This window comes from Pedobacter segetis, from assembly GCF_016623585.1.
Lineage (GTDB): Bacteria > Bacteroidota > Bacteroidia > Sphingobacteriales > Sphingobacteriaceae > Pseudopedobacter > Pseudopedobacter segetis.
Genome location: NZ_JAEHFY010000005.1, coordinates 53,069 through 75,180, shown reverse-complemented (window position 1 = coordinate 75,180; position 22,112 = coordinate 53,069). Strand labels below are relative to the sequence as shown.

General features: G+C 35.2%; 27 protein-coding genes and 1 pseudogene. 12 read left to right on the top strand and 16 right to left on the bottom strand.

Translation table 11 applies throughout. The features are described from left to right. Positions 1–2 precede the first annotated feature (2 nt). Positions 3–1,133 (bottom strand): PDDEXK nuclease domain-containing protein, encoded by a 1,131-nt coding sequence (locus tag I5M32_RS04450; protein WP_200584983.1) that lies wholly within the window; start codon positions 1,131–1,133, stop codon positions 3–5. 46 nt (positions 1,134–1,179) lie between these two features. Next, entirely contained in the window at positions 1,180–1,602 is a 423-nt protein-coding gene (gene ruvX, locus I5M32_RS04445; RefSeq protein WP_200584982.1) for a Holliday junction resolvase RuvX, read from the bottom strand. 113 nt (positions 1,603–1,715) lie between these two features. Between ruvX and I5M32_RS04440 the strand changes: the two genes are divergently transcribed. After that, a complete protein-coding gene (locus tag I5M32_RS04440; RefSeq protein WP_200584981.1) occupies positions 1,716–2,780 on the top strand; it encodes a branched-chain amino acid aminotransferase in 1,065 nt (354 codons plus the stop codon). A gap of 161 nt (positions 2,781–2,941) precedes the next feature. Here the strand turns inward: I5M32_RS04440 and I5M32_RS04435 are convergent, their stop codons facing one another. Beyond that, complete coding sequence (locus I5M32_RS04435) at positions 2,942–3,283, bottom strand: single-stranded DNA-binding protein (RefSeq protein WP_200584980.1); 342 nt, start codon at positions 3,281–3,283, stop codon at positions 2,942–2,944. A 261-nt stretch (positions 3,284–3,544) separates the two neighbouring features. Between I5M32_RS04435 and I5M32_RS04430 the strand changes: the two genes are divergently transcribed. The 3 genes and pseudogenes from I5M32_RS04430 to I5M32_RS16975 form a co-directional block, all read left to right on the top strand. Then, positions 3,545–3,898, top strand: a complete 354-nt coding sequence (locus I5M32_RS04430) for a type II toxin-antitoxin system RelE/ParE family toxin (protein ID WP_200584979.1) — start codon at positions 3,545–3,547, stop codon at positions 3,896–3,898. Further along, positions 3,888–4,178: a helix-turn-helix domain-containing protein gene (locus I5M32_RS04425; RefSeq protein WP_200584978.1), complete on the top strand. Its 291-nt coding sequence runs from the start codon at positions 3,888–3,890 to the stop codon at positions 4,176–4,178. The genes I5M32_RS04430 and I5M32_RS04425 overlap by 11 nt, the downstream gene beginning before the upstream one ends. Positions 4,179–4,428: 250 nt before the next feature. Continuing rightward, positions 4,429–5,064: pseudogene (locus tag I5M32_RS16975) on the top strand (endonuclease/exonuclease/phosphatase family protein); the annotation flags it as partial. A 169-nt stretch (positions 5,065–5,233) separates the two neighbouring features. Here the strand turns inward: I5M32_RS16975 and pyk are convergent. Both pyk and I5M32_RS04415 read right to left on the bottom strand, forming a co-directional pair. After that, positions 5,234–6,664 (bottom strand): pyruvate kinase, encoded by a 1,431-nt coding sequence (gene pyk, locus I5M32_RS04420; RefSeq protein WP_200584977.1) that lies wholly within the window; start codon positions 6,662–6,664, stop codon positions 5,234–5,236. Between the two features lie 92 nt (positions 6,665–6,756). Further along, on the bottom strand, positions 6,757–7,173 hold the full coding sequence (locus I5M32_RS04415; protein ID WP_200584976.1) for an IPExxxVDY family protein: 417 nt from the start codon (positions 7,171–7,173) through the stop codon (positions 6,757–6,759). A gap of 145 nt (positions 7,174–7,318) precedes the next feature. Between I5M32_RS04415 and I5M32_RS04410 the strand changes: the two genes are divergently transcribed. The 5 genes from I5M32_RS04410 to I5M32_RS04390 all read left to right on the top strand — a co-directional run bounded on the left by I5M32_RS04410 (position 7,319) and on the right by I5M32_RS04390 (position 12,477). Next, positions 7,319–7,555: an acyl carrier protein gene (locus I5M32_RS04410; RefSeq protein ID WP_068823284.1), complete on the top strand. Its 237-nt coding sequence runs from the start codon at positions 7,319–7,321 to the stop codon at positions 7,553–7,555. Between the two features lie 19 nt (positions 7,556–7,574). Continuing rightward, positions 7,575–8,828, top strand: a complete 1,254-nt coding sequence (gene fabF, locus I5M32_RS04405) for a beta-ketoacyl-ACP synthase II (RefSeq protein WP_200584975.1) — start codon at positions 7,575–7,577, stop codon at positions 8,826–8,828. Between the two features lie 171 nt (positions 8,829–8,999). Beyond that, complete coding sequence (gene rnc, locus I5M32_RS04400; protein WP_200584974.1) at positions 9,000–9,728, top strand: ribonuclease III; 729 nt, start codon at positions 9,000–9,002, stop codon at positions 9,726–9,728. 237 nt (positions 9,729–9,965) lie between these two features. Continuing rightward, complete coding sequence (locus I5M32_RS04395; RefSeq protein WP_200584973.1) at positions 9,966–10,925, top strand: ABC transporter ATP-binding protein; 960 nt, start codon at positions 9,966–9,968, stop codon at positions 10,923–10,925. Beyond that, a complete protein-coding gene (locus tag I5M32_RS04390) occupies positions 10,909–12,477 on the top strand; it encodes an ABC transporter permease/substrate-binding protein (RefSeq protein WP_200584972.1) in 1,569 nt (522 codons plus the stop codon). Before I5M32_RS04395 ends, I5M32_RS04390 begins: the two co-directional genes overlap by 17 nt. Before the next feature lie 3 nt (positions 12,478–12,480). On the opposite strand, the gene lptC is transcribed toward I5M32_RS04390, so the two are convergent. The 8 genes from lptC to I5M32_RS04350 all read right to left on the bottom strand — a co-directional run bounded on the left by lptC (position 12,481) and on the right by I5M32_RS04350 (position 19,569). After that, on the bottom strand, positions 12,481–13,056 hold the full coding sequence (gene lptC, locus I5M32_RS04385) for an LPS export ABC transporter periplasmic protein LptC (RefSeq protein WP_200584971.1): 576 nt from the start codon (positions 13,054–13,056) through the stop codon (positions 12,481–12,483). Positions 13,057–13,064: 8 nt separating this feature from the next. Further along, positions 13,065–14,351 (bottom strand): porin family protein, encoded by a 1,287-nt coding sequence (locus I5M32_RS04380; RefSeq protein WP_200584970.1) that lies wholly within the window; start codon positions 14,349–14,351, stop codon positions 13,065–13,067. Next, a complete protein-coding gene (locus I5M32_RS04375) occupies positions 14,338–15,087 on the bottom strand; it encodes a type III pantothenate kinase (protein WP_200584969.1) in 750 nt (249 codons plus the stop codon). Before I5M32_RS04375 ends, I5M32_RS04380 begins: the two co-directional genes overlap by 14 nt. Then, positions 15,088–15,780 carry a phosphoribosylformylglycinamidine synthase subunit PurQ gene (purQ, locus tag I5M32_RS04370; protein ID WP_200584968.1) on the bottom strand — a complete coding sequence of 231 codons (693 nt, stop codon included), beginning with the start codon at positions 15,778–15,780 and terminating at the stop codon, positions 15,088–15,090. Positions 15,781–15,874: 94 nt separating this feature from the next. Next, positions 15,875–16,855 carry a DUF6427 family protein gene (locus I5M32_RS04365; RefSeq protein WP_200584967.1) on the bottom strand — a complete coding sequence of 327 codons (981 nt, stop codon included), beginning with the start codon at positions 16,853–16,855 and terminating at the stop codon, positions 15,875–15,877. A gap of 49 nt (positions 16,856–16,904) precedes the next feature. Further along, positions 16,905–17,906, bottom strand: coding sequence for a glycosyltransferase family protein (locus I5M32_RS04360; protein ID WP_200584966.1), 1,002 nt, complete (start codon positions 17,904–17,906; stop codon positions 16,905–16,907). A 9-nt stretch (positions 17,907–17,915) separates the two neighbouring features. Continuing rightward, positions 17,916–18,752: a UDP-2,3-diacylglucosamine diphosphatase gene (locus I5M32_RS04355; protein ID WP_200584965.1), complete on the bottom strand. Its 837-nt coding sequence runs from the start codon at positions 18,750–18,752 to the stop codon at positions 17,916–17,918. A 301-nt stretch (positions 18,753–19,053) separates the two neighbouring features. Further along, on the bottom strand, positions 19,054–19,569 hold the full coding sequence (locus I5M32_RS04350; RefSeq protein WP_200584964.1) for a hypothetical protein: 516 nt from the start codon (positions 19,567–19,569) through the stop codon (positions 19,054–19,056). A 126-nt stretch (positions 19,570–19,695) separates the two neighbouring features. Between I5M32_RS04350 and I5M32_RS04345 the strand changes: the two genes are divergently transcribed. Further along, positions 19,696–20,010 (top strand): YbaB/EbfC family nucleoid-associated protein, encoded by a 315-nt coding sequence (locus I5M32_RS04345; protein ID WP_200584963.1) that lies wholly within the window; start codon positions 19,696–19,698, stop codon positions 20,008–20,010. Positions 20,011–20,012: 2 nt separating this feature from the next. Here I5M32_RS04345 and I5M32_RS04340 read toward each other — a convergent pair whose 3' ends face one another. Genes I5M32_RS04340 through I5M32_RS04330 form a run of 3 tightly spaced genes read right to left on the bottom strand, consistent with a single transcriptional unit; the run spans position 20,013 to position 21,263 of the window. Beyond that, positions 20,013–20,201, bottom strand: coding sequence for a hypothetical protein (locus I5M32_RS04340; RefSeq protein WP_200584962.1), 189 nt, complete (start codon positions 20,199–20,201; stop codon positions 20,013–20,015). 11 nt (positions 20,202–20,212) lie between these two features. Then, positions 20,213–20,794, bottom strand: a complete 582-nt coding sequence (locus I5M32_RS04335; RefSeq protein WP_200584961.1) for a hypothetical protein — start codon at positions 20,792–20,794, stop codon at positions 20,213–20,215. Continuing rightward, the gene (locus tag I5M32_RS04330) at positions 20,778–21,263 is read right to left on the bottom strand and encodes an RNA polymerase sigma factor (RefSeq protein ID WP_200584960.1); all 486 of its coding nucleotides are present in this window, start codon (positions 21,261–21,263) and stop codon (positions 20,778–20,780) included. The genes I5M32_RS04335 and I5M32_RS04330 overlap by 17 nt, the downstream gene beginning before the upstream one ends. Before the next feature lie 158 nt (positions 21,264–21,421). On the opposite strand from I5M32_RS04330, the gene I5M32_RS04325 reads away from it, so the two are divergent. Next, complete coding sequence (locus I5M32_RS04325; RefSeq protein ID WP_200584959.1) at positions 21,422–21,649, top strand: hypothetical protein; 228 nt, start codon at positions 21,422–21,424, stop codon at positions 21,647–21,649. Next, entirely contained in the window at positions 21,650–22,060 is a 411-nt protein-coding gene (locus I5M32_RS04320; RefSeq protein ID WP_200584958.1) for a putative toxin-antitoxin system toxin component, PIN family, read from the top strand. Positions 22,061–22,112 lie beyond the last annotated feature (52 nt).

Genomic DNA, 22,112 nt, shown 5'->3' with positions numbered 1-22,112 from the left:
GTTTAAAGCGATTTTAACTCTTGATTGATGAAATCTACCAATTGCTCTTTTTTAGGTAATTGTAGTAAATATTGACTTACAAATAATTCTTTATCAGAATCTGCTACCGCATATTCTACTAACGTTTTATTTTGCGAGGTTACCAGTAACAACCCAACAGGCGGATTATCTGTTGGCTGCATCATATTTTTCTTATAAAACTGTAGATATGTTTTTAATTGGCCAATATGCTCGTGATTTGCTTTTTCTGTTTTTAGTTCTACAATGATATGGCATTTTAAAATCCTGTGATAAAATACTAAATCAATAAAAAAATACTCATCCCCAATCAATATTCTCTTTTGTCTAGCCCCAAAACAAAACCCATTTCCTAATTCTAAAATAAATTTTTGTAAATGATGTAAAAGTGCTTGTTCCAGTTCTGTTTCTTCTATTAAATGAGTTTGGTTTAGGTTTAAAAAGTCGAAAAAATAATGAGACTTTAAAATATCAGTGGTATTAGTTGGCTCAATTTTGTTTTTTAGTTGTTCAAAAGCCTCTAAACTGTCTTTGGTTAACCCTAGCCTTTCATAAGTTAGTGTATTTATTTGTCTTTGTAATTCTCTTACGGATGGAGTTGTTTTTAAAACGAGTAGTTCAAAAAACCGTCTTTTCGTTGCATCTTCTATCCTAATTATTTCTACAAAGTGTGTAAATGAGGTTGTGATTAGCAGGTTGTACAAATAACTATCATCTTGATTTTTCAATTCGTCAGTCAGCGACTGACGAATTATAAGTGATTGATTATTATTGATTTGTAATTCGTCAGTCAGCGGCTGACGAATTGAGGAGGGTAAAATTTCTTTGTTGTTTTGTAAAGCGATTTTTAATAGTAAAGGATAGCAAATATAAAACTGCCTACATATTTTCAAGTTTGTTTCTGCCAAACTTTTAAGGTCTATTTTCTTGGCAATGGCAGGCAAAATCTTACTTCCATACTCTGCCCCGTCTTCTCCCTTTTGTTCAAATTCAAAAATATAATAACCTACCATCCAATTTCTCAAAGTAAGGTTGAGGTTTATGGCTTTTACAGTATTTGATTGGAAACGCTGTGAGGTATCTTTGATGGAGTTTATTAGTTTTTCAAATTTCATTAATTGATAAATAATAGATAACCGAAAATAAATAATCAGAGGTTGTTTAGTTATTCAAACTCTTTCTCTCTAAATAAGATTGCAGAATGATTACGGCAGCAACGGTATCAACCAAATCCTTGTTTTGCCTTGCCGACTTTTTTAAACCACTTTGTGCAATTGCGGCATTTGCCATTTTAGAGGTAAAGCGTTCATCCATCAAATAAATAGGGATTTCTGGAAAGCTCTTTTTCAAAATCGTTACAAATCCTTTTACGTTTTGTGCAGTTTCAGAAGGCGTTCCGTCCGTTTGAAAAGGTTGGCCCACAACAAAAGATTCTACCTGTTCTGATAATAAATATTTTTTTATGAAATCTACCGTATCTTTTGGATGAATGGTGGTTAAACCTGTTGCAAATAACTGTAATGGATCGGTAACGGCAATTCCCGTTCTTTTGTTCCCATAATCAAAACACATGATCCTTGGCATATCTCGTTTTTGTACAAAGTTATAAATTATGTTTACAACATAATTTTTGATTTGGTGCAATAGCGAATAACTGAACAATTTTGTAAATTGCCAGACTATTAAAGAAGAATAGCATGATAGCAACATTGGATATAAAAGTGACAAAAGCGGCAACTTCAAAATTGCCGGGGATAGATGTAGAGAATTTACCTTTCGGAAAAACATTTACCGATCATATGCTTACCGCAGATTATGCAGATGGCGAATGGAGGAATTTTGAGATTTTGCCTTTCGGCGATATTGCATTTAGTCCGGCGATTTCGGCGCTACATTATGGGCAAACTTTTTTTGAAGGATTAAAAGCCTATCGCCATGCAGATGGTAAAATAACTGTTTTTCGTCCCGATCAAAATGCGGCCCGTTTCAATAAATCGGCAGAAAGGATGTGTATGCCAACCCTGCCAGAAGAATTATTTATCGAAAGTATTTTGGCCTTGGTAAAAGTGGACAAGGATTGGGTACCAAGCAAAGAAAATTACACGCTATATATCCGTCCGTTTATGTTTGCCACCGATCCATTTTTAGGCGTGGCACCATCAACAACCTATAAATTTATGGTGTTGTTGGGCCCAACTGGCCCATATTTTTCTAAAAACTTAAAAGTAAAAATAGAAACCGGATATACCAGGGCAGCAGAAGGTGGTTACGGTTACGCAAAAGCAGCAGGTAATTACGGCGGATCTTTACTGCCAGCAAAAAGAGCAGCAGAACAAGGGTTTGATCAATTAATTTGGACAGATGCCCAAAACCATGAATATATTGAAGAAATGGGTGCTGCAAATGCCATGTTTGTTATAGATGGAAAGTTAATTACCCCTTTAACCCGTGATACAATTTTAGATGGGGTTACCAGAAAAAGCATCATAGAGTTGGCCAAAGATTTTGGGATGCAGGTAGAAGAAAGAAGAGTTTCTGTAGAGGAAGTTTTAAAGGCCATAGATAGCGGAACTTGTACAGATGCTTTTGGTGCAGGAACCGCCGCAACAATTGCCCAAGTTGCAGAAATTGTGCATGAAGATAAAACCTATACTTTACCAAACCCAGCAGAAAGCGTTTTCGCCAATAAAATGAGAAAAGCTTTAGATGATATTAAGTTTGGTAGAGTAGAAGATTTAAAAGGTTGGAATTATATGGTTTAGATTTAAAATCTAAATTCTTATTGTGTGGTTGTGTAAATATTTCGCTGTTTATTATGCTCAATAAATATTTTTTAAAAAGATTCAAATAATAAAATACCCAAAGGTTTTGAACTCCAAACCTTTGGGTTATAAAACTAAAATTCAATTTTAGCATTCAAATACTAAGCTACCTTTCTGCCTAGAATCACAATATCGTTTACCACAACCTGTGTAATGTAACGTTTTATACCATCCTTATCATCATAAGTATTGGTTACCAAGCGCCCTTCTATGGCCACCTCGCTTCCTTTGTTTAAATATTTGGAAGCAAACTCTGCTTGGCTTCCCCATAGTACCAATTGGTGCCATTGTGTTTCCTCTACTTTTTCTCCCTTTTGGTTTTTGTAAGCATCTTTTGTTGCTAAATTTACTTTTGCCACGATTTTGCCTTTTGCGTATTCTTTCACTTCTGGTGCTGCACCTAAGAAACCCATTAACCTTACGCTGTTTTTTAAATTTGTCATTGTCTTAAAAATTAAATTGTATATACTTGTTAACGAACAGCTAACCACCATGGCTAACCGACAGAACAAAGGTGGGGATAGTGCAGAAACTTAGTCGGATGTTAAACATTTATATCCGTATATAAACGGATAATACGGTTTGGGGTTTAATGCTGAGTTGAGTAAATATATTGGTTACCACTAATACTTACCGACAAAATCGCTCGACGGAACTTGAAAATTTATTTTGTTTTTTAGTAACTTATAAGTTACCTTTGATTAATGAAAGTCAGGGAAGTTATAGCTTATAAAAATTATTTTGAAAGTTTCTTGAAATCTCAACCTCAAAAGGTTCAAGACAAAATTTTCAAGATAATCGAAGCTATTGAGACTCTGGAAAGAGTTCCTTCAAACTATCTTAAATTTTTGGTAGGAACGAATGGACTTTATGAAGCAAGAATTCAATTAGGTTCTAATATTTGGCGTGTGTTCTGTTTTTTCGATAATGACAAGCTTGTTATTTTGCTGAACGGCTTTCAGAAGAAAACGCAGAAGACTCCGAAGAATGAAATTGAAAAAGCTCTTAAATTAATGACTGAATATCACGACCAAAAAGGAAGAAGAAATGGAAACTAAAAGCTGGAAAAAAATCAAGAACGACATTTACGGAATTAAGGGAACCGACCGAAGAGACGAATTAGAAAGAGATTTTGAAAGTTTCAAAATTGGTTTGCTTTTGCGCAAAGCAAGGGAAGACAAACATTTAACACAATCCGAACTGGCTGAACTTGTTAGCCGGAAACGTGAATATATTTCTAGAATTGAAAATAATGGAAGCAATCTGACCCTAAAAACTCTGTTTGACATCGTTGAAAAAGGCCTGGGCGGAAAGGTCAACATTTCAATAGAACTCTAGAAAAAAAAGTACTAGTGGTAACCACAAATTTGTATTATAATGGCTGAACTGCTTTACGTTATTTCATCGCAATTAATAAGTTTATACGGGCAGACAAGTTTTTGCTTTCTAAGCCATTACAACACAAATTCGCAAACCGTTATTCAGAATACCTCTACAATTAACTTGCTTTAAAAAGAATACAAATTTATGAAAATATTGACTTGGAACTGTAACGGAGCTTTTCGAAAAAAAATTAGAATACCTTCAAGCTTTCGATGCTGACATTATTATAATCCAAGAATACGAAAATCCACTAGTAGCAAAAGATATAAAGTATAAGCAATGGGCAAAAAATTATCTCTGGACGGGTGAGAATAATAATAAAGGACTTGGAATTTTTGCAACTGAGAAAATTAAAATTGAAAACCTAAAATGGGAAGCAAACAGATTAAAATATTTTATTGCTTGCAAAGTAAATAATGATTTCAGCTTAATTGGCACTTGGTGCTATGGAGCAAACTTACCTGCTTTTTGTTATATCGGACAACTTTGGAAGTATTTACAGGTACACAAGGCAAAGCTTGATAAGTGTGTTATTGCCGGGGACTTTAATAGCAACGTGATTTGGGACAGACGGGACAGATGGTGGAACCACAGTGATGTTGTGAGAGAACTTAAAGAATTAAAAATCGAAAGTATTTATCATAGATACTACAAAAAAGAAGAGCCGGGAAAAGAACTTCAACCAACATTTTTTTTGCACAGAAATTTTGTAAAGGCTTATCATTTAGATTACATTTTTGCTAGCAGCGAATTAATTAATTCCCTCAAACAAATATCTATTGGAAAGCATGATAAATGGATCGTTAAAAGTGACCATATGCCTGTATTTTACGAGTTGTAATTTAAGAAATACAAAGCCTCTATTAACAACTGAATACAATAATTGCGTCTGTTGTAAGTAATAAAATGCAAAAGAGATGGCTAAGAATAAACTATTCACCAACAAAAAAAGCGTCGTGAAAATTAATTTTCACGACGCTTTTTTGGCATTCAGCTTTACGCTTATCGCTTTATTCGATCACACTCACTTTAATCATATTCGTTTTTCCTTTTTTCTCTATAGGGATGGCGGCGGTATTGATCACTACATCGCCAGATTCTACTATTTTTTCGGCTTTTAAAACTTTATTTACTTCGCTGATGGTTTTATCGGTACTGTCAAATTTATCATAATAGAAACCTTTAACGCCCCATAATAAACTTAAAGTGTTCAATAAATTATGGTTAGAAGTAAAGATATAAGTACCTGCTTTTGGTCTGTGGCTACAGATCTGGAAAGCGGTGTAACCAGAGGAAGTCATGGAAACGATACCCGCGGCATTGGTTTTCTCTGCTAAAAACACTGCCGAACTACAAACCGCATCTGCCATGTAAGTGGCAGAAGTTTCATCTAACTGTTTCTCTTTGTTGTATGGGTAAGAAGTATCTTCAACATGCTTAACGATCTTGCTCATCGTTTCAATAACTATCAGTGGAAACTCGCCAACAGATGTTTCTCCGCTAAGCATCACGGCATCTGCACCGTCTAAAACCGAGTTGGCAACATCATTTACCTCTGCCCTTGTTGGGCGTGGCGTAGTGATCATACTCTCTAGCATCTGTGTGGCCACAATTACTGGTTTAGAAGCGATATTACACTTTTTTGCGATCATTTTTTGTAAAACCGGCACTTCTTCTAAAGGCATCTCAACACCCAAATCACCACGGGCAACCATCACACCGTCGGTTACTTCTATAATAGCATCAATGTTTTCAATGGCCTCTGGTTTTTCTATCTTTGCGATAACTCTAGCAGATCTTCCGCTTCTGCTGATGATCCTTTTTAAATCGATGATATCTTCTGCTGTACGTACAAAAGAAAGCCCTATCCATTCAACATCGTTTTCTAAAGCAAACTCCAAATTGCTCAAATCTTCTTCTGTTAAAGATGGGATAGAAACCTTGGTGTTTGGTAAATTAACGCCTTTACGGCTGGTTAAAACACCACCATGTACTACTTCACAAATAACGGTCTCTTTTCTATCGGTAGAAATAACCTTTAGCTGCAATTTGCCATCATCTAAAAGAATGATCTCGCCCGCTTTAACATCTTGGGGGAAAGTATCATAAGTCATGTAAATTTGGTTGTCATCGCCAATACATTCTTTAGTGGTAAACTTAATCTGGTTCCCGTTTATTAAATTGATGCCGCCGTCTTTTACCAAACCGATCCTTATTTTAGGGCCCTGCAAATCTGCCAATATCCCAACGTTGGTTTTATATTTTTTATTGATCTCTCTTATGGTATCTATTACTTTTTGGTGGTCTTCTACTTTTCCATGAGAGAAATTTAAACGGCAAACATCCACGCCCGCTTTGATCATGGATAATAAAACATCTTTATTTGACGAGGCTGGGCCAAGCGTTGCCACTATCTTGGTCTTTTTTTGGATAATTTTCATATATTTTTAATGCTTTTGGTCTATATTTTTAAGAAAAATCGGTTTCTTAACTTTCAAAAGTAGTGTATTTTTAACACTAACTCAAATATCATTTAAAAAATCAAATTTTCCTTCGATTTTAATTTACTTGGGTCAATATCTATAACCACCTGTATCTCATTAACTAACCTTAACCGTGAAATCAATAAGTCAAGGTCTTCTTCATCAATAAATTCTTTTATTAAGATAAAATAATCGGTTTCCTTCATCTCGGGGATCAAATATCCTTCATTCCCTTTGTTTGCTATCAGATAAAACTCACATTCTGTGCCTTCTGGGCAATATAAATATTTGGAAAAATACTTTACAGGAGCATTTTTAAAAGCTAAAGTAAGGTCTTCATCTTTTCTAAACGCTGTTTCGGTATATTTATTGATTGCGTAACATAGCCTGTAATCCTTCAATTGAGACGTTATGGCCAATAAAATAAAATTGAAATCAAGTTCTAGCTTTAAAAATTTTTTAATCAAGATAATAAAGTTTAATTTCGGTGATTAAAACCAGTTAAAAACATTTGTTACACGCTGCAAAATTAGAGCAAAAACAAAAAGGTTTGATATTTAATAGAATTTATTTTTCTTTGCACAGAATTTTTAACCCTTAATTATAAGTATTATGTCTGATATCGCTTCAAGAGTAAAAGCAATTATCGTTGAAAAACTAGGTGTAGACGAAGGTGAAGTAACACCAGAAGCGTCTTTCACAAACGATCTAGGTGCTGACTCGTTAGACACCGTTGAGTTGATCATGGAATTTGAGAAAGAATTTAATGTGGCTATCCCAGATGATCAAGCAGAAACCATCAGCACTGTTGGCCAAGCTATCTCATATTTGGAAAAAAACGTAAAGTAATTATTGCTTAATTGAATAAATGGAGCTTAAAAGAGTTGTTGTTACAGGATTAGGGGCGCTTACTCCCATAGGTAAAACTGTTCCAGAATATTGGAACGGTTTGATTAATGGGGTAAGCGGAGCCGCTCCCATGACACGTTTTGATACAGAAAAATTCAAGACTAAGTTTGCCTGCGAGGTTAAAGACTTTGTTGCCGAAGATTATTTGGATAAAAAAGAAGCTCGAAAACTAGACCCATTTGTTCAATACGCTTTGGTTGCTACCGAAGAAGCCGTTAAAGATGCCGGTTTAGATTTCACTAAATTAAATACCAATAGAATTGGTGTGATTTGGGGAGCTGGAATCGGCGGGCTAAAAACATTTTTGGATGAGATCATGAGTTTTGCCAAGGGAGACGGAACACCAAGGCTCAATCCGTTCTTTATCCCAAAAATGATCATTGACATTGCTCCGGGACATATTTCTATGAAGTATGGTTTACGTGGGCCAAATTTTTCTTGCGTTTCTGCCTGCGCATCATCTACCAATGCTTTGATAGACGCTTTTACCTATATTAGAATGGGCAGAGCAGATATGATCGTTTCTGGCGGTTCAGAAGCGATATTAAACGAAGCTGGGATTGGCGGTTTTAATGCCATGCATGCCTTATCTACCAGAAATGACGACCCTAAGACAGCTTCCCGCCCTTTTGATAAAGACAGGGATGGCTTTGTTGCAGGTGAGGGTGCAGGTACAATTATTTTGGAAGAGCTAGAACACGCAAAAGCCCGTGGAGCAAAAATTTATGCAGAAATTGTGGGCGGAGGCATGAGTGCCGATGCAAACCATATTACCGCACCTCACCCAGAAGGGTTAGGCGCTAAACTGGTAATGCAGTCTGCCTTGGATGATGCAGAAATGACCACCGCAGATATAGATTATATCAATGTACATGGCACTTCTACGCCTTTGGGCGATATTAGCGAAACCATGGCCATTGGTGCGCTGTTTGGCGAGGATGCTTATAAACTGAACATCAGCTCTACAAAATCCATGACGGGGCATTTATTGGGTGCCGCAGGTGCAATTGAATCCATTGCTTGCATACTTGCTATAAAAAATGGAATTGTTCCCCCAACAATCAACCATTTTACGGATGATCCTTCTTTTGATGCAAAATTGAATTTTACTTTTAATAAAGCTCAAAAAAGAGAAATAAATGCCGCTCTTTCAAATACGTTTGGGTTTGGCGGGCATAACGCATCTGTGATTTTTAAGAAATACAAAGAATAGTTTATCCTCAATAAGCCTCTTTTTTTAATATTTAATATTTTATATTTAATTGGTTGATTTGCTTAAGTGGCTCTTTTTTTAAGCCAGTTTGATAAATATTTTTATAAATTGAATATTATATTTTTTAATTCAGTTTTTTGCTTTCGGCTTTAAGCCTTAAGCTTTGCTATAATGCCTTTATCAAAGATCTATAAGCTCCATATATCTCCTGATCGTAAATACGTGAAGGCACTCAAAAACATATTGGGTTTTGTACCTGGTAATCTATCCTTGTACAAAATGGCTTTTAGGCATAAATCTTCTGCTTTAACTTTAAAGAACGGCTCTAAAAACAATAATGAAAGGTTAGAATTTTTAGGAGATGCCGTGTTAGGTTCTGTAATTGCCGAAGTACTTTTTAAGCTTTATCCTTATAAAGACGAAGGTTTTTTAACCGAAATGAGGTCTAAAATTGTTAGGAGGGCAAACCTGAACCAGTTAGGCAGAAAGCTAGGCTTTGATCAACTGATAGAATTTGATGTTAAAGCCATTAATGTTAGTGCCAAATACAGCTCGCTTTTAGGCGATGCGTTTGAGGCTTTGGTTGGGGCGGTATATCTGGATAAGGGATATGGCTTTACCAAAGAATTTCTTACCCAAAGAATCATAAAGCCGCATATAGATATCCATCACTTAGAACTTACCGAAACCAATTTCAAGAGTAAACTTATAGAGTGGTGCCAAAAGCATGCAAAAGATATTTCTTTTGAGCCCATAGATAATGCCGAAGGCGATAGTGAAAAGCTTTTTAGCGTACAGGTTTTGATTGATGGCGAAGCAATGGCAAGCGGCGTTGATTACAATAAAAAGAATGCAGAAAAAATTGCCGCAGAGAAAACCTGCGAAATGTTGGGGATATAATTATTTAAAAAGTTAAATTTTCTGGGTTTTGGCGCTTATCCCAAACGGTAAGCACAATTATATCTTGAGAATTTAATTCATAGAATAGTATAAAATCACTGGTAATTAAACATACATAAAATTGTTAGATTTAATTTCCTAAGCTAAAATCATCAAATCTATTTTCTCCTTAAAAATTCCAACCAATATTCTTTACCTTGCTGTAACCAATCATTACCATGATATGGGAATATTTCTATGATAGAATTAAAAAATATCAGTAAATCTTTTGATAAAACAAACGCTGTAAAAAATATAAGTTTTAGTGTATTAAAAGACGAAACACTGGTTTTGCTAGGGACAAGCGGTTGCGGTAAAACAACCACATTAAAAATGATCAATCGTTTAATTAAGGCAGATAGTGGTGATATTTTTATCAATGGAGAAAACATCAAAAAAATAAACGAAGAAAAACTACGCCTAGGGATCGGTTATGTATTACAAAACCATGGTTTATTGCCGCATTACACTATTGAGCAGAACATTGCGATAGTGCCTAACCTATTAAGATGGGGAAAGGATAAAACCGATAGCAGGATGGAGGAAATGCTCCATAAACTTCATCTGCCATTAAATTTGAAAGATAAATATCCAAACCAATTAAGCGGTGGACAGCAACAAAGGGTTGGCTTGGCAAGGGCCTTAATGGCTAAACCTCCAATATTATTGATGGATGAACCTTTTGGGGCATTAGATCCCATTACCAAAGAAAGTATCAAGAAAGAATTTTTGACTTTAGACGAGCTTCAAAACAAAGCAATAGTAATGGTTACCCATGATATACAAGAAGCATTTGAATTGGGAGACAGAATTTGTTTAATGAGCAACGGAGAAATGATCCAAATCGGAAAACCTACAGAGCTATTAGAAAAGCCCCGAAACGGGTTGGTAAAAGATTTTTTTAGGGGCCAGAAATTGCAACTTTCTTTAAAAGCCATTGAGGTTAAGAATTTAAGTCCTTTTTTAGAGCCTTCTGCTGATAGATATGACGATGCTATTTCGATAGATCATCAGTCTGTTTGGGATATTTTAGAAATACTAGCAGAAAAACCTTTTTGCAGGCTAGAAATTAATGGGGAACTTAAAAAAGCGACCAATGGTAGTTTGATGGAAGCGATAGAAAAGTTTAAAGCAACTAAAAATGGAACAACAGAATAGTTTTTTCCAATTTATCAGTCAAGAATCAGACAAGCTTTTGAACCAAACCTTGGTTCATATTGGGCTTACCTTCATCTCTTTGATCATTGCAATAATCATTGCCTTGCCTTTGGGCGTTTGGATCAGTAGAAGGCAGAAATTAGCTTCTTCGGTTTTGGGTTTTGCCGGCATCTTGCAAACCATCCCAAGCATCGCTTTATTGGGCGTGATGATCCCCATTTTAGGCATCGGCGTAAAGCCAGCTATTGTTGCCTTATTTTTATATGCTTTGCTCCCAATCATCAGAAATACTTATACGGGTATTAAAAACATAGAGCCAGAGGTTTTGGAGGCAGCCAAAGCAATGGGGATGAATAAGTGGCAAGTTTTAAAGCAGGTAGAACTTCCTTTGGCTTTCCCTGTGATCATGGCGGGAATAAGAACCGCTACCGTAATAAATGTAGGTGTGGCTACATTGGCGGCTTATATTGCTGCAGGCGGTTTAGGCGAGTTTATTTTTGGCGGCATTGCCTTAAATAACACCAATATGATCTTGGCCGGTGCAATACCAGCGGCATTATTGGCTATTTCTTTCGATTTTTTATTATCTAAGGTTCAACGTATCGGGTTTAAAAAGTTAAAAACACATTTAATTTTATTGCCCGTTCTTTTTGTTTTATGCTCTTCTTTTTATTTTTTACCGCTTGCGTTTGATGGTAAAATGCTAGCGGGTTTTACCCCAGAATTTATGGGCAGGCAGGATGGTGATATAGGTTTGCGCAAAATTTATGGTCTAAAAATAAGAACGGTTGTGATTAGCGATGCGGTAATGTACAAGGCTGCTTATGATAAGAAACTGGATGTAATTAGTGGTTACAGTACCGATGGACGGTTAAAAGCTTTTGATTTAATTACTTTAAAAGACGATAAAAATATTTTTCCACCTTATTTTGCCGCACCAATAGTTAACCAAGACGTGTTGGATAAAAATCCAACTTTAGAAAGGATCTTAAATCTTCTATCAAATAAAATTGATGATAGCACCATGACTAGTTTGAATTATAAAGTTGATTATTTGCACCAATTGCCCGAACAAGTTGCCAAAGAATTTTTGATAGAGAAAGGATTATACAAATCTCCAAGAAACGGAAATGGGGCAACAATTAAAATTGGCTCTAAAATATTTGGTGAGCAGTATATTTTGGCACAAATGTATAAAATGCTAATTGAGGGTAATTCTGATTTGCAGGTTGAAACCAAAACGGGTTTAGGTGGCACTAAAATTTGCTTTGATGCGCTAACCAACAAACAGATTGATTTTTATCCAGAATATACGGGTACGGGTTTATTGGTAATACTCCCTCAAAAGCCGAAGCTTTTTGCTGGTATAATGGGCGATAAAGAAAAAGTTTATGATTACGTACAACAAGAGTTTAACAAAAACTATCGCATTAAATGGTTAAAACCTATCGGTTTTAATAATACCTATGCAATTATGATGAGGAGAAAGCAGGTAGAAAAACTCGGGATAAAAAATATTAGCGATCTAAAAGAAAATTTAGAAAAATATTAGTCGCTATTGATTAATGGCATCGCCTTTAAAATTGAAAACCCCGGCGCCTTTGGTAATTTCATAATAACTAAAATCTTCATTTGCCCAAAAAGCAGGCCCATGAATTACTTTTTCTGTTGGCAAACCTTTGTTTAGTGTGATGGTTACCGGTAAGTTAGAATAAAACTTTTTTGTGTTCTCGTCCCAAATTAATTCTTCAGACTCAAAAGTACTACCTTCTGCGTTGGTTGCCACCACGTGTTTTTTAAGTTCTATAATCTTTTGGTTTTCTCTCTGTATGGCATAATTAGAGGTAACTTTTGTGGTTTGCTTAAGGTTTTTATCGAAAAAAAGCACCTCGATACCCTTAGGCATCTCATAATAAGGTGCGGCGGTTTTATAGTGATAAAGAATGGGGGTATTCAATTTTGCTTTTACGTAAGCAGAATCGCTATAGATGATCTGCGCCCCCTTTGTTACCTCTACATCGCCTTTATTTTGTTTGAGTTCTATTTCCTTAACTTTGCTTAAATCATTCTCACAGGCTGCAAAAATCATCAGCAGAAGCGAAATTGGCAAAAGTTTTAGAGAAGGTTTCATCAAATGGATCAATCGTATTTATATTTCTGGAACCACTTATCGTTAATGGTAAACCCGATAGAAAAGTTATAAAAATTCTCTTTAACAAGATTGTTGTTCAATGTGCCCCTTTTACCGATCTCTGTTGTGAAATTTATTTTGTAGAAAGCAGACCTAGAGGAGACTAGCGGAAACCCAAACCCAAAATTTAAAGACTTTACATCAATATTTGTGTTGTTGATGTTAACATACGTTTTGTCGTAATTGATGCCAAACCTATAATCTATCAATTTTAAGTAATTGGTTACCGCATTGATATCAGGTGTGATCTGCCCGCCAACAGAGAAACCATAAGTGTTGTTTAGCCCTTGGCCAGAACCATTTTTGGTAAATTGAGACCATTGCGCAGTTCTAAAATCGGCACCAATTAACCATTTATTATACTTTTCTATACTAAAACCAAAGTTATGGTTGGCGGGCAGGGTAATTTTTCCGCCAACTTCATTTTTAAAATTGGTACTATCTACCCGTGTTTCTGAACCCGAGTTTAAATTATACCTGCTTGTTAATTGGGTAAATTTTGTTTTGAGTTGGGTTTTTACTCCACCGGTATAGCCAATGGTTAACCTGGTTTTTTTACCTAATACGGTTATGTACTGTGCGCCAAAATCAAAATCGAGACCGCCAACCGCATTGTTCTCTTCTGTTTTGGAGTTTAAAAAACCTACATAGTTGGTATATTCTGCCGCCCTTGTTTGTTTTAGATTACCAAAAAGGTAGCTCATGTTAACGCCTAAGCTTAGGTGTTTGCCAATATCAAAGCCATAGCCTAGGTAAGCTTTTGTTAAGCCGCCTTCTCCTCTATAAATTTGATTAACCGCAAAAGTATCTACGGTGGTTTTGTTTATAAATTCATATCCCAGGTTGCTATAAGGTAAAATGCCAAAGCTTAGAGCCGATTTTTTTGTAACCGGTACTCCAAATATGAGATGGTTTAGAGAAGAGTTAAAGTTTTTTTCTGAAGCATTCCCCTTGTTTAAATTTTGGAAATCGGCGTTGGCACCAACATCAAACACGGTAAGCCTTATCTTAGAGTAAGATGCGGGGTTAGATATATTTATGTTTTGATAACCGCCAAAACTACTTATGCCATACGCTAAGTTTCCCATTGCCTTGTTTTGAGGAAGATAGCTCCCTTTCAAATTTCCTATGCCGTATTTAGAATATGGAGAACTGGTAGTGGATTGTGCCATTGCACCGCCAGCTAAAGCCATTATAAACGATAATGCGAGCGTATATTTTTTAATTATGATCATGCTGATATTTAACAACCGTGTTTAAACCTTTTAGAACCAAAAAAGGCTCGTGTAAAATTAAGTGTGCAAAGATGCTGTTTTTAAATCTTGTATCAAAAAACGTTGCATCGCCCCCGCAAAGTATAATTTTTAACGTGGGGTATTTTTTTAAGTGATTTTTAATAAAACCTTCTACTTCATAAAGCAAGCCGTTTATTACCCCCGATAGCATAGAAGAATTGCTATCATCGCCAAATTCTTTATCAAAGGTTGGCTCAAAATGTACTAGGGGCAGTTTGGCCGTAAAATGATTCATTGCTTTTAACCTCATGTTTATGCCCGGTGAGATACTCCCTCCGTAATAATTTGCCTTTTCGTCTATAAAATCATAAGTGATACAGGTGCCGGCATCAATTGTTAAAACATTTTGGTTGGGGTAAATACTTTTTGCACCAATCACTGCCGCTAACCTATCCAAACCTAAACTTTTGGGGCTTTTGTACTGATTATTGATCGGTATTTTTGTGCCATTATTAAATTTGATGTAGTTAAAGTCTGTGGTAAGGTCTTCATCGATCAAATCACTATCGTTTTTAACAGAAGAAATAATGAGGCTTTTAATGGGAAATAAAGCTTTTAAATTTTCTATATCTTTTTGTAAAGGCAACAGAGAGGTAACTTGATGGATGATCACATCATTATCAAAAACGGCTATCTTATTAGCGCTGTTACCAACATCAATTACCAAATTGGCCATTTAAGCGTTAATGGTTGATAAGATAGATTCAAATAAAGCTAGGCCGTCTTGGTTGCCTAAAATTGCGTCTGCAGCTCTTTCTGGGTGCGGCATCATACCAAAAACATTTCTGTTGGCATTGCAAACACCAGCAATATTTTCTAAAGATCCGTTAGGATTGGCTTCGGTGGTAATATTTCCGGCCTTGTCACAATATCTAAACAGTACTTGATCTTTGTCGTTTAATTTTTTCATTTCATCTGCACTGGCGTAAAAATTACCTTCGCCATGCGCTAACGGAATTTTAAGTGCTTTATCCAAATCTATTTTAGAGGTTACCAAACTGTTGTTGGTTGCGGCTTTAATATGTATATTTTTACAGATAAATTTTCTGTTTGCATTGTGTAATAAGCCACCTGGCAGCAAACCCGCTTCTGTTAAAATTTGAAAACCGTTACAAATGCCCATTACGTAACCGCCTTTATTTGCAAAAGAGATAACTTCTTGCATAATTGGAGAAAAGCGAGCAATTGCGCCAGAGCGTAAGTAATCTCCAAAAGAAAAGCCTCCTGGTAGGGCAACAAAATCAACCCCTTGCAAATCATGGTCTTTGTGCCAAAGCTGAACAACCTCTTGCCCCATTATTTTATCGAAAACGTAGATAAGATCTTGATCACAATTAGAACCCGGAAAAACAACTACTCCAATTTTCATTTTTAATGATATTTAATTTTGTGATATTGATAAAGAATGGCTACAAAACTATCAAAATTTAGCAGTTAAACGGTTGTATTTCTGTTAAAAAAAGTTAAACAAACTGGAAATAAACGATAAAAATGAGCATCATGATAAACAAAGATTCATATACCCATTTCTTTTTGGCGTTAATGAAGTAATAGGATAGCGTAACGGATATGGGAACCACGCATAAAAGGAAATGATTGATCCTGTAGTCTGATTTAAGGTAAAAGGAAAGTATCGATACCAAAAAAACAAGTGCCAAAAGCTGAAAAGATTTGCGAACCAAAACAAAGCTTTTAAAAAAGTTGGCCCTGAGGGATATAAAACCAAGCGTTAAGCAGATGATAATTGGAAATAGCACCATATAATCTGCTATGTTGATTTTTATATAGAAGGGGATTTTTGTTGATAAGGGCCTCCATATCTCATAAAAATCTAAAAGCCTATTGTTGTAATAATAATAAATGCCTAAAAAAAACACGATGGTTATATAGCCCACTAATACGCTTGCCCACTCTCGCCAATTGAAAGGTTTAAAAAGAATTAGGGCCGTAAATAAGACAAGTACAAAAAGTACGATCGGGAAATATAAAACAGTACCAATGGCAACTGCCAAGCCAAGATCAAACATAGCGGCCACAGAATCTACAGATTTGTGTTCTCTCAAAACCTTGGTAAAGATAAACAATACCAAAAAATTAGATAGCAAAGGGGGCGAAAGGATAAGGAAAGGTTCAAAAACGCTAGAACAAACCACAAATAACAGCGCAGGTAAAAATGAGGCCTTGTTTAGGATATTGTAATTGTTGATAACCCTATTGAAAATTAAGGCCTGCCCTAAAACAACGAGTGCCGCAAGAGAAATGTTTAATGCGGGGGATAGTAATTTATCAAAATCTAAAGGGACAAGAATTCTGCTGAAGAAAATATTGAAACCAGAATTTATATTGGCCGGCAGGTGCCAAAAAATGCCCAACCTTAATACAAACAATAAGGCAAATAAAATAAAGATGTTAAAGAAACTTAAATTTTTAAATTGTTGGATCATGCCTAAGTTTTGCAGACCAACAATTATAACGATAATCTATTAAATTGGACTATTGATTTTTAACCTTGCCAAATTTTTCTATCAGATCGTTTACTATCAATTGGGTTTGGTTAGGGAAATCAATTGCTATCTTCTGATCGCTATTTATCCAATCTTTTAAAATGTTTACAAAGTTTAAATCTATTTTTTTTACAACAGAAACGCCCAACAACCTGGCTGCCTCTGCATTGCATTCTTGCTCAAACTGATTTTTCATGGGGATCATCAAAACTTTTTTACCGAGGTACAAGGCCTCTGAAGGGCCTTCAAAACCACCTCCGGTAAGTAAGCCCGCACAGTTTTCTAAGCTTTTATTAAAACTTTCATTTTCTATCGGTTTAACCAAAACATTTTTAAACGTATAAGGTGTTTTTTGGTGTTTGCTAAAAATCTGCCATGTTACGTTGGGTATGGCATGCAAATACTGTAATAATAGTTTATCATCAACCGCGGGTAAATAAACGGTATAATAACCTTTGTTTTGTGGGTTTAGGTCTCTTATCTCGCTACGGATAACCGGGGAATAAATAAAACTATCATAAGGTTTAAAATGAAAACCGATGTGGTTTGTAGTGGGGGCGTAGTATTTTAATATCAGCTCGGCATATTTTTCTCTTTTTGCCGGGCGGGGTGTTTTTGGAGATAAAAAAGATGCTTGGTGGCTTAAAGAAACGCTTTTCACTTTTTTTAAACGGCAAGCCCAAGCGGTAATGGGTTCAAAATCGTTGATGATCAGATCGTAATCTTGCAACGGGATAGAGCGCATATCTTTATAAAGTTGCCTCATATCCATTGCTTTAAAGGTTTTCCAATAATCTATCCCGCCTTTTTTACCAAAAACATAGCTAAAACCATGAAACCTGTATTTTAAAGGTTGCGTTAGGGAAACATCGGCCTGCGAGCCACTTACCAAAAGATCTACATCGCCATGTGCTTGAAGCAACGGTACGATCTCTCTTGCTCTGCTAATATGCCCGTTCCCGGTTCCCTGTATGGCAAAAAGTATTTTCATTGGTATTTATTACGCCACCTCTTGTTTAAATCTCTTTAAAAGTTCATTAACGTTCAAGCTGTTCTTTAAGTCTTCGTTATCATCCAAACCATCATCCTCAATTAGATCGGCATCGTATTTATAAATGCCCCATGCTTTTTCTTTATATTCTAAGGCGGTTAAGCTTTCTACCCAATCTCCAGAATTCAAATAGGTAACGCTGCCCTTCTCGGTTTTTATTTCTCTTATTTCTGGATGGTGTATATGCCCACAAATTACAAAACTATATTGTTTTTCAATGGCTAATTCTGCCGCTGTCTGCTCAAATTGGTTAATAAACTTCACGGCTTCTTTTACGCTGGCTTTTATCTTTTGAGAAAACGAATACTTCTTTTTGCCCATTTTGGTCAATACCCAATTGGTAAAACTATTAATGTGTATCAATGTATCGTAACCTACTGCGCCTAATTTTGCCAACCATTTAGAATGCTGCATGGTTACGTCAAAAACATCACCATGGAAAACCCAAGCTTTGCTGCCATCTAAATTAAGTACCAATTTATTTAATAACTGGAAACCGCCCATTTTAAAATCGGTAAATTTTCTCAACATTTCATCATGGTTGCCGGTAAGGTAATATACGGGAACACCTTCTGTAACAAATTTTAAGATTTTGCGGATAATTTTGGTGTGTTCTTCTGGGAAATACGATTTGCTAAATTGCCAAATATCAATAATATCGCCATTAAGGATTAGCATTTTAGGTTTGATGCTCTTAAGATATTTTAAAAGTTCTTTGGCATGGCAACCATAAGTGCCCAAATGCACATCAGATATAATTACGATATCTAGTTCTCTTTTAGTCATTTTTAGAAATTATAAAGGGTAGGGGTTTCACAACCGATAATTGATAAGGTTGTGGTTTTTTTAAGGAGATGATTTTAATCCTCTTCTTCTTCAATTTTTAAATCGAAAGGGCTAAAATAAAAAGCAATGATAGCCAAAATAGTTAAAGCTATAATTCCGCAATAAAAGATTTCCATCATCTTTATTTTTTTACAAAGATGGATGATTGGCTTAAACAGAATGTTAAGGTGATGTTAAGTTTAGAAACAAAAAAAGATCGGCGATTTTGCCGACCTTTTCTTTGTTACATTTAAAAATGCGATTATTTTTTTGGCCTTTTAAAAGCGTAAGCCAACCTTACCGCAACCATTCCGTTGCTGCCTGGGTTGTATTCAAAACCTTCATACCTTAAAGAAATATCCCACTTGTTATTGGCGTAACCTAAGCTGGGCGCATAAATAAAAGGATTTCCACCATTTTTTGTGGTAGAGAAACCAACACCTACTTCTGGTTGAAAATAATAAGTATCGCCAAAAAAGAACTTAGCACCTGCTTTCAATGGTATTAAACCGTCTCCAAATTCTGTTCCCCCGCCAATTGGGCCATAGTAACCTGTGGTTAAGGTTAAAGATGTTCTATTGCTTAAATCATGTTGTAGGCGCAAATCTGGGGCTAAGATAATATCGGCTCCGCCAGATTTTGTTGGTACACCAATGCCAAGGGCAACCCCTAATCTGGTAGGGTGTTCAACATCGTTGGTTTGTGCATAAGAACTTGCAATTGTTATCAGGGTAAGAGCAGCTGCTGCCATTATCCCCTTAAGTGTAATCTTTTTCATAATCATTAATTTAATAAGGGTTTGGCAAGTGTTGTGCCAATTACTTAATTTCTTTTTTAGATTATCCCGTTTTTTTGATATTGGTGGTCGTATATTTGTGTTTATTTTAATGATAAAAACCATACTATGTTCGATAAAATATTTGAGGCGCAACAAAAAGCAGAAGAGGTAAAAAAGCGTTTAGAAAACATCAGTTTAAGTGCTGAGGTTGAGAACGGAGCAATTAAAATAACCGCAACGGCATCAAAAAAGATTACTTCGGTAGAGATCGATGATGATTTTATCAGTGAAAACGGGAAAGAAGCTTTAGAAGAAGTTTTGGTAATAGCAATCAATAAAGTATTGGCCCAAGCAGAAAACGTTTCACAATCTGAAATGGCGGCTGTTACCCAACAAATGCTTGGCGGCATGGGTGGTTTGGCTAATATGTTTGGAAAATAGATTTATTGAGCCTTTTTGTTCTTTAGTTTAAAGAGCATAAATACAGCGTATAGTTCTATACTTAATCCAATACCCATCAATATTCCGTTTAGTGCATCAGAAAGATGTAAAAACTGTTTTATTATTAAGCTAAAGCTGATGAGAAACAATCCGGTTGATAGTAAACCGCTATAATGTTTTGATGCTTTCATACTGTTAAGTTCTAAAACTGTTGGGCAACCCTTCTTGCGTTTTCTATTTCTTGTTTTAGTTTGGCTGCTCCTTTTTTGTAGTTTCTTGGTCTCAAATAAAATAAAATAAAAGAGAAATAAACAACTAAAAGCAGGTATGAAATTATCATTGAAAATGTATTTTGATAAACCAATTCGTACAGATAAAGGATAAGGCCCACAAAGCAAAAAAACAGACCGGCAAGCTGTGTATATTTAAAATAAAATAGTTGCCTTAACCTTGTTTGTTCTAAAAACGAGATATATTCTTTATTGCTGCACACCTTTAATCTATAAAACCTGTTGAGAGAATTTAGGTTGGTAGCGATCAAGATCAAGCCTGAAAACACGATAAAGCCTTCGCCTATTTTTGAGCTAAGAAATTTAAAATTATAAACATAACCTGTAAAAAGCATTAACAAAATCATTGCCAAGGCAGCTATAATTATCCAAACTAATTTTTTTAAGGTCTTGTTCTTATAGGTTTTGATGATGGCGATCATTTGTGCTGAGCTGGGCAGTCCATCTGTTTTTACATTGAGCCAAATTGCCTTTAAATCATTGAAATTGTCCATGTTTTTTAAATTTAGCTGTTAATTTTTCTTTGATACGATGCACCCTTACCCTTATATTACCAACGCTTAAGCCGATGATGTTTGCTATTTCTGAATGCTGCAAATCTTCTAAAACCAAAGAAATGATCAACCTGTCGGTTTCTTCTAATTCAGAAACACATTGGTATAAAAACTTTACTTTATCATCCTGATCAATCTCTACTTCCTCTTCGATTTGAAAGGGCAACTCTGTAGTAATGATCCTTTTTGATTTTTCTAGGTGCCGTAAACAGTTGTTGGTTGCGATCCTAAAGATCCAGGTACTTATTTTTGATTGATGCCGAAATGAGGTAAGGTTTTTCCAAACAGAGATAAATGTTTCTTGCATTAGGTCTTTTGCCTGTTCTGCATCATTCACATAACCTAAACAAACCCTATAAATTTGTGGGGAATAGGTTTGATAGATTTCTTTAAAATTAGAATCTGGCATTTAACAATTAGCTTTTGTAAGTATAGATACAAAAGCAAATTAAACATTACAGATTTTTGCTTAAAATTTTTATGTTATTGAGCTATACCTAGATCTTAAATAAATCAGAAATATTTTAATCTTATTTTGATTAAATTTGATTATTAAAAATTATTCACATGGAAAAGATAGTTTTAGAAGTAGAAGATTCAATTGCCGAAAAGTGGAGAAATGCTAGTCAAGAACTTAAAAACCGAGTTTTACTTTTGTTTGATATAAAATTGAGTAAAGAATTAATTGGAGATGATAATAAGGCGTTTGAAGAATATTTGGAAAAATTGAGAAATACGATGGAACAACGCGGCCTTACGGATGATATTTTAAATGAAATTTTAGAAGAAGATTAAATGAATTTCTTTGTAATTGATACAAATTCATTGATTAGTTCTGCTTTAATTAAAAACAATGTAAATGCAAAAGCATTTGATCAGGTACTCAATTTAGGAAAGATTGCAATTTCTTCTAGTACTATTGAAGAATTAGAAGAAGTTTTATACAGAAAGAAATTCGATAAATACCTCTTAGATAATGAACGAGCTGTTTTAATCGACAAGATTAAAAAGAATTCAAAACTATTTTTGCCAACAGAAAGAATAACTGTTTGCAGAGACCCAAAAGACAATAAATTTTTAGAGCTAGCAGTTGCAGCAAATGCTGCTTGCCTGCTTACTGGCGATAAGGATTTGTTAATTTTACATCCTTTCAGAAATATACCAATCCTTAATAGTTCAGATTTTCTTTTAAAATTTAAAACCTAAATTATACTTAATAAAAATTTGGCGGTTATTTCTTCAAAAAATAACCACCAAA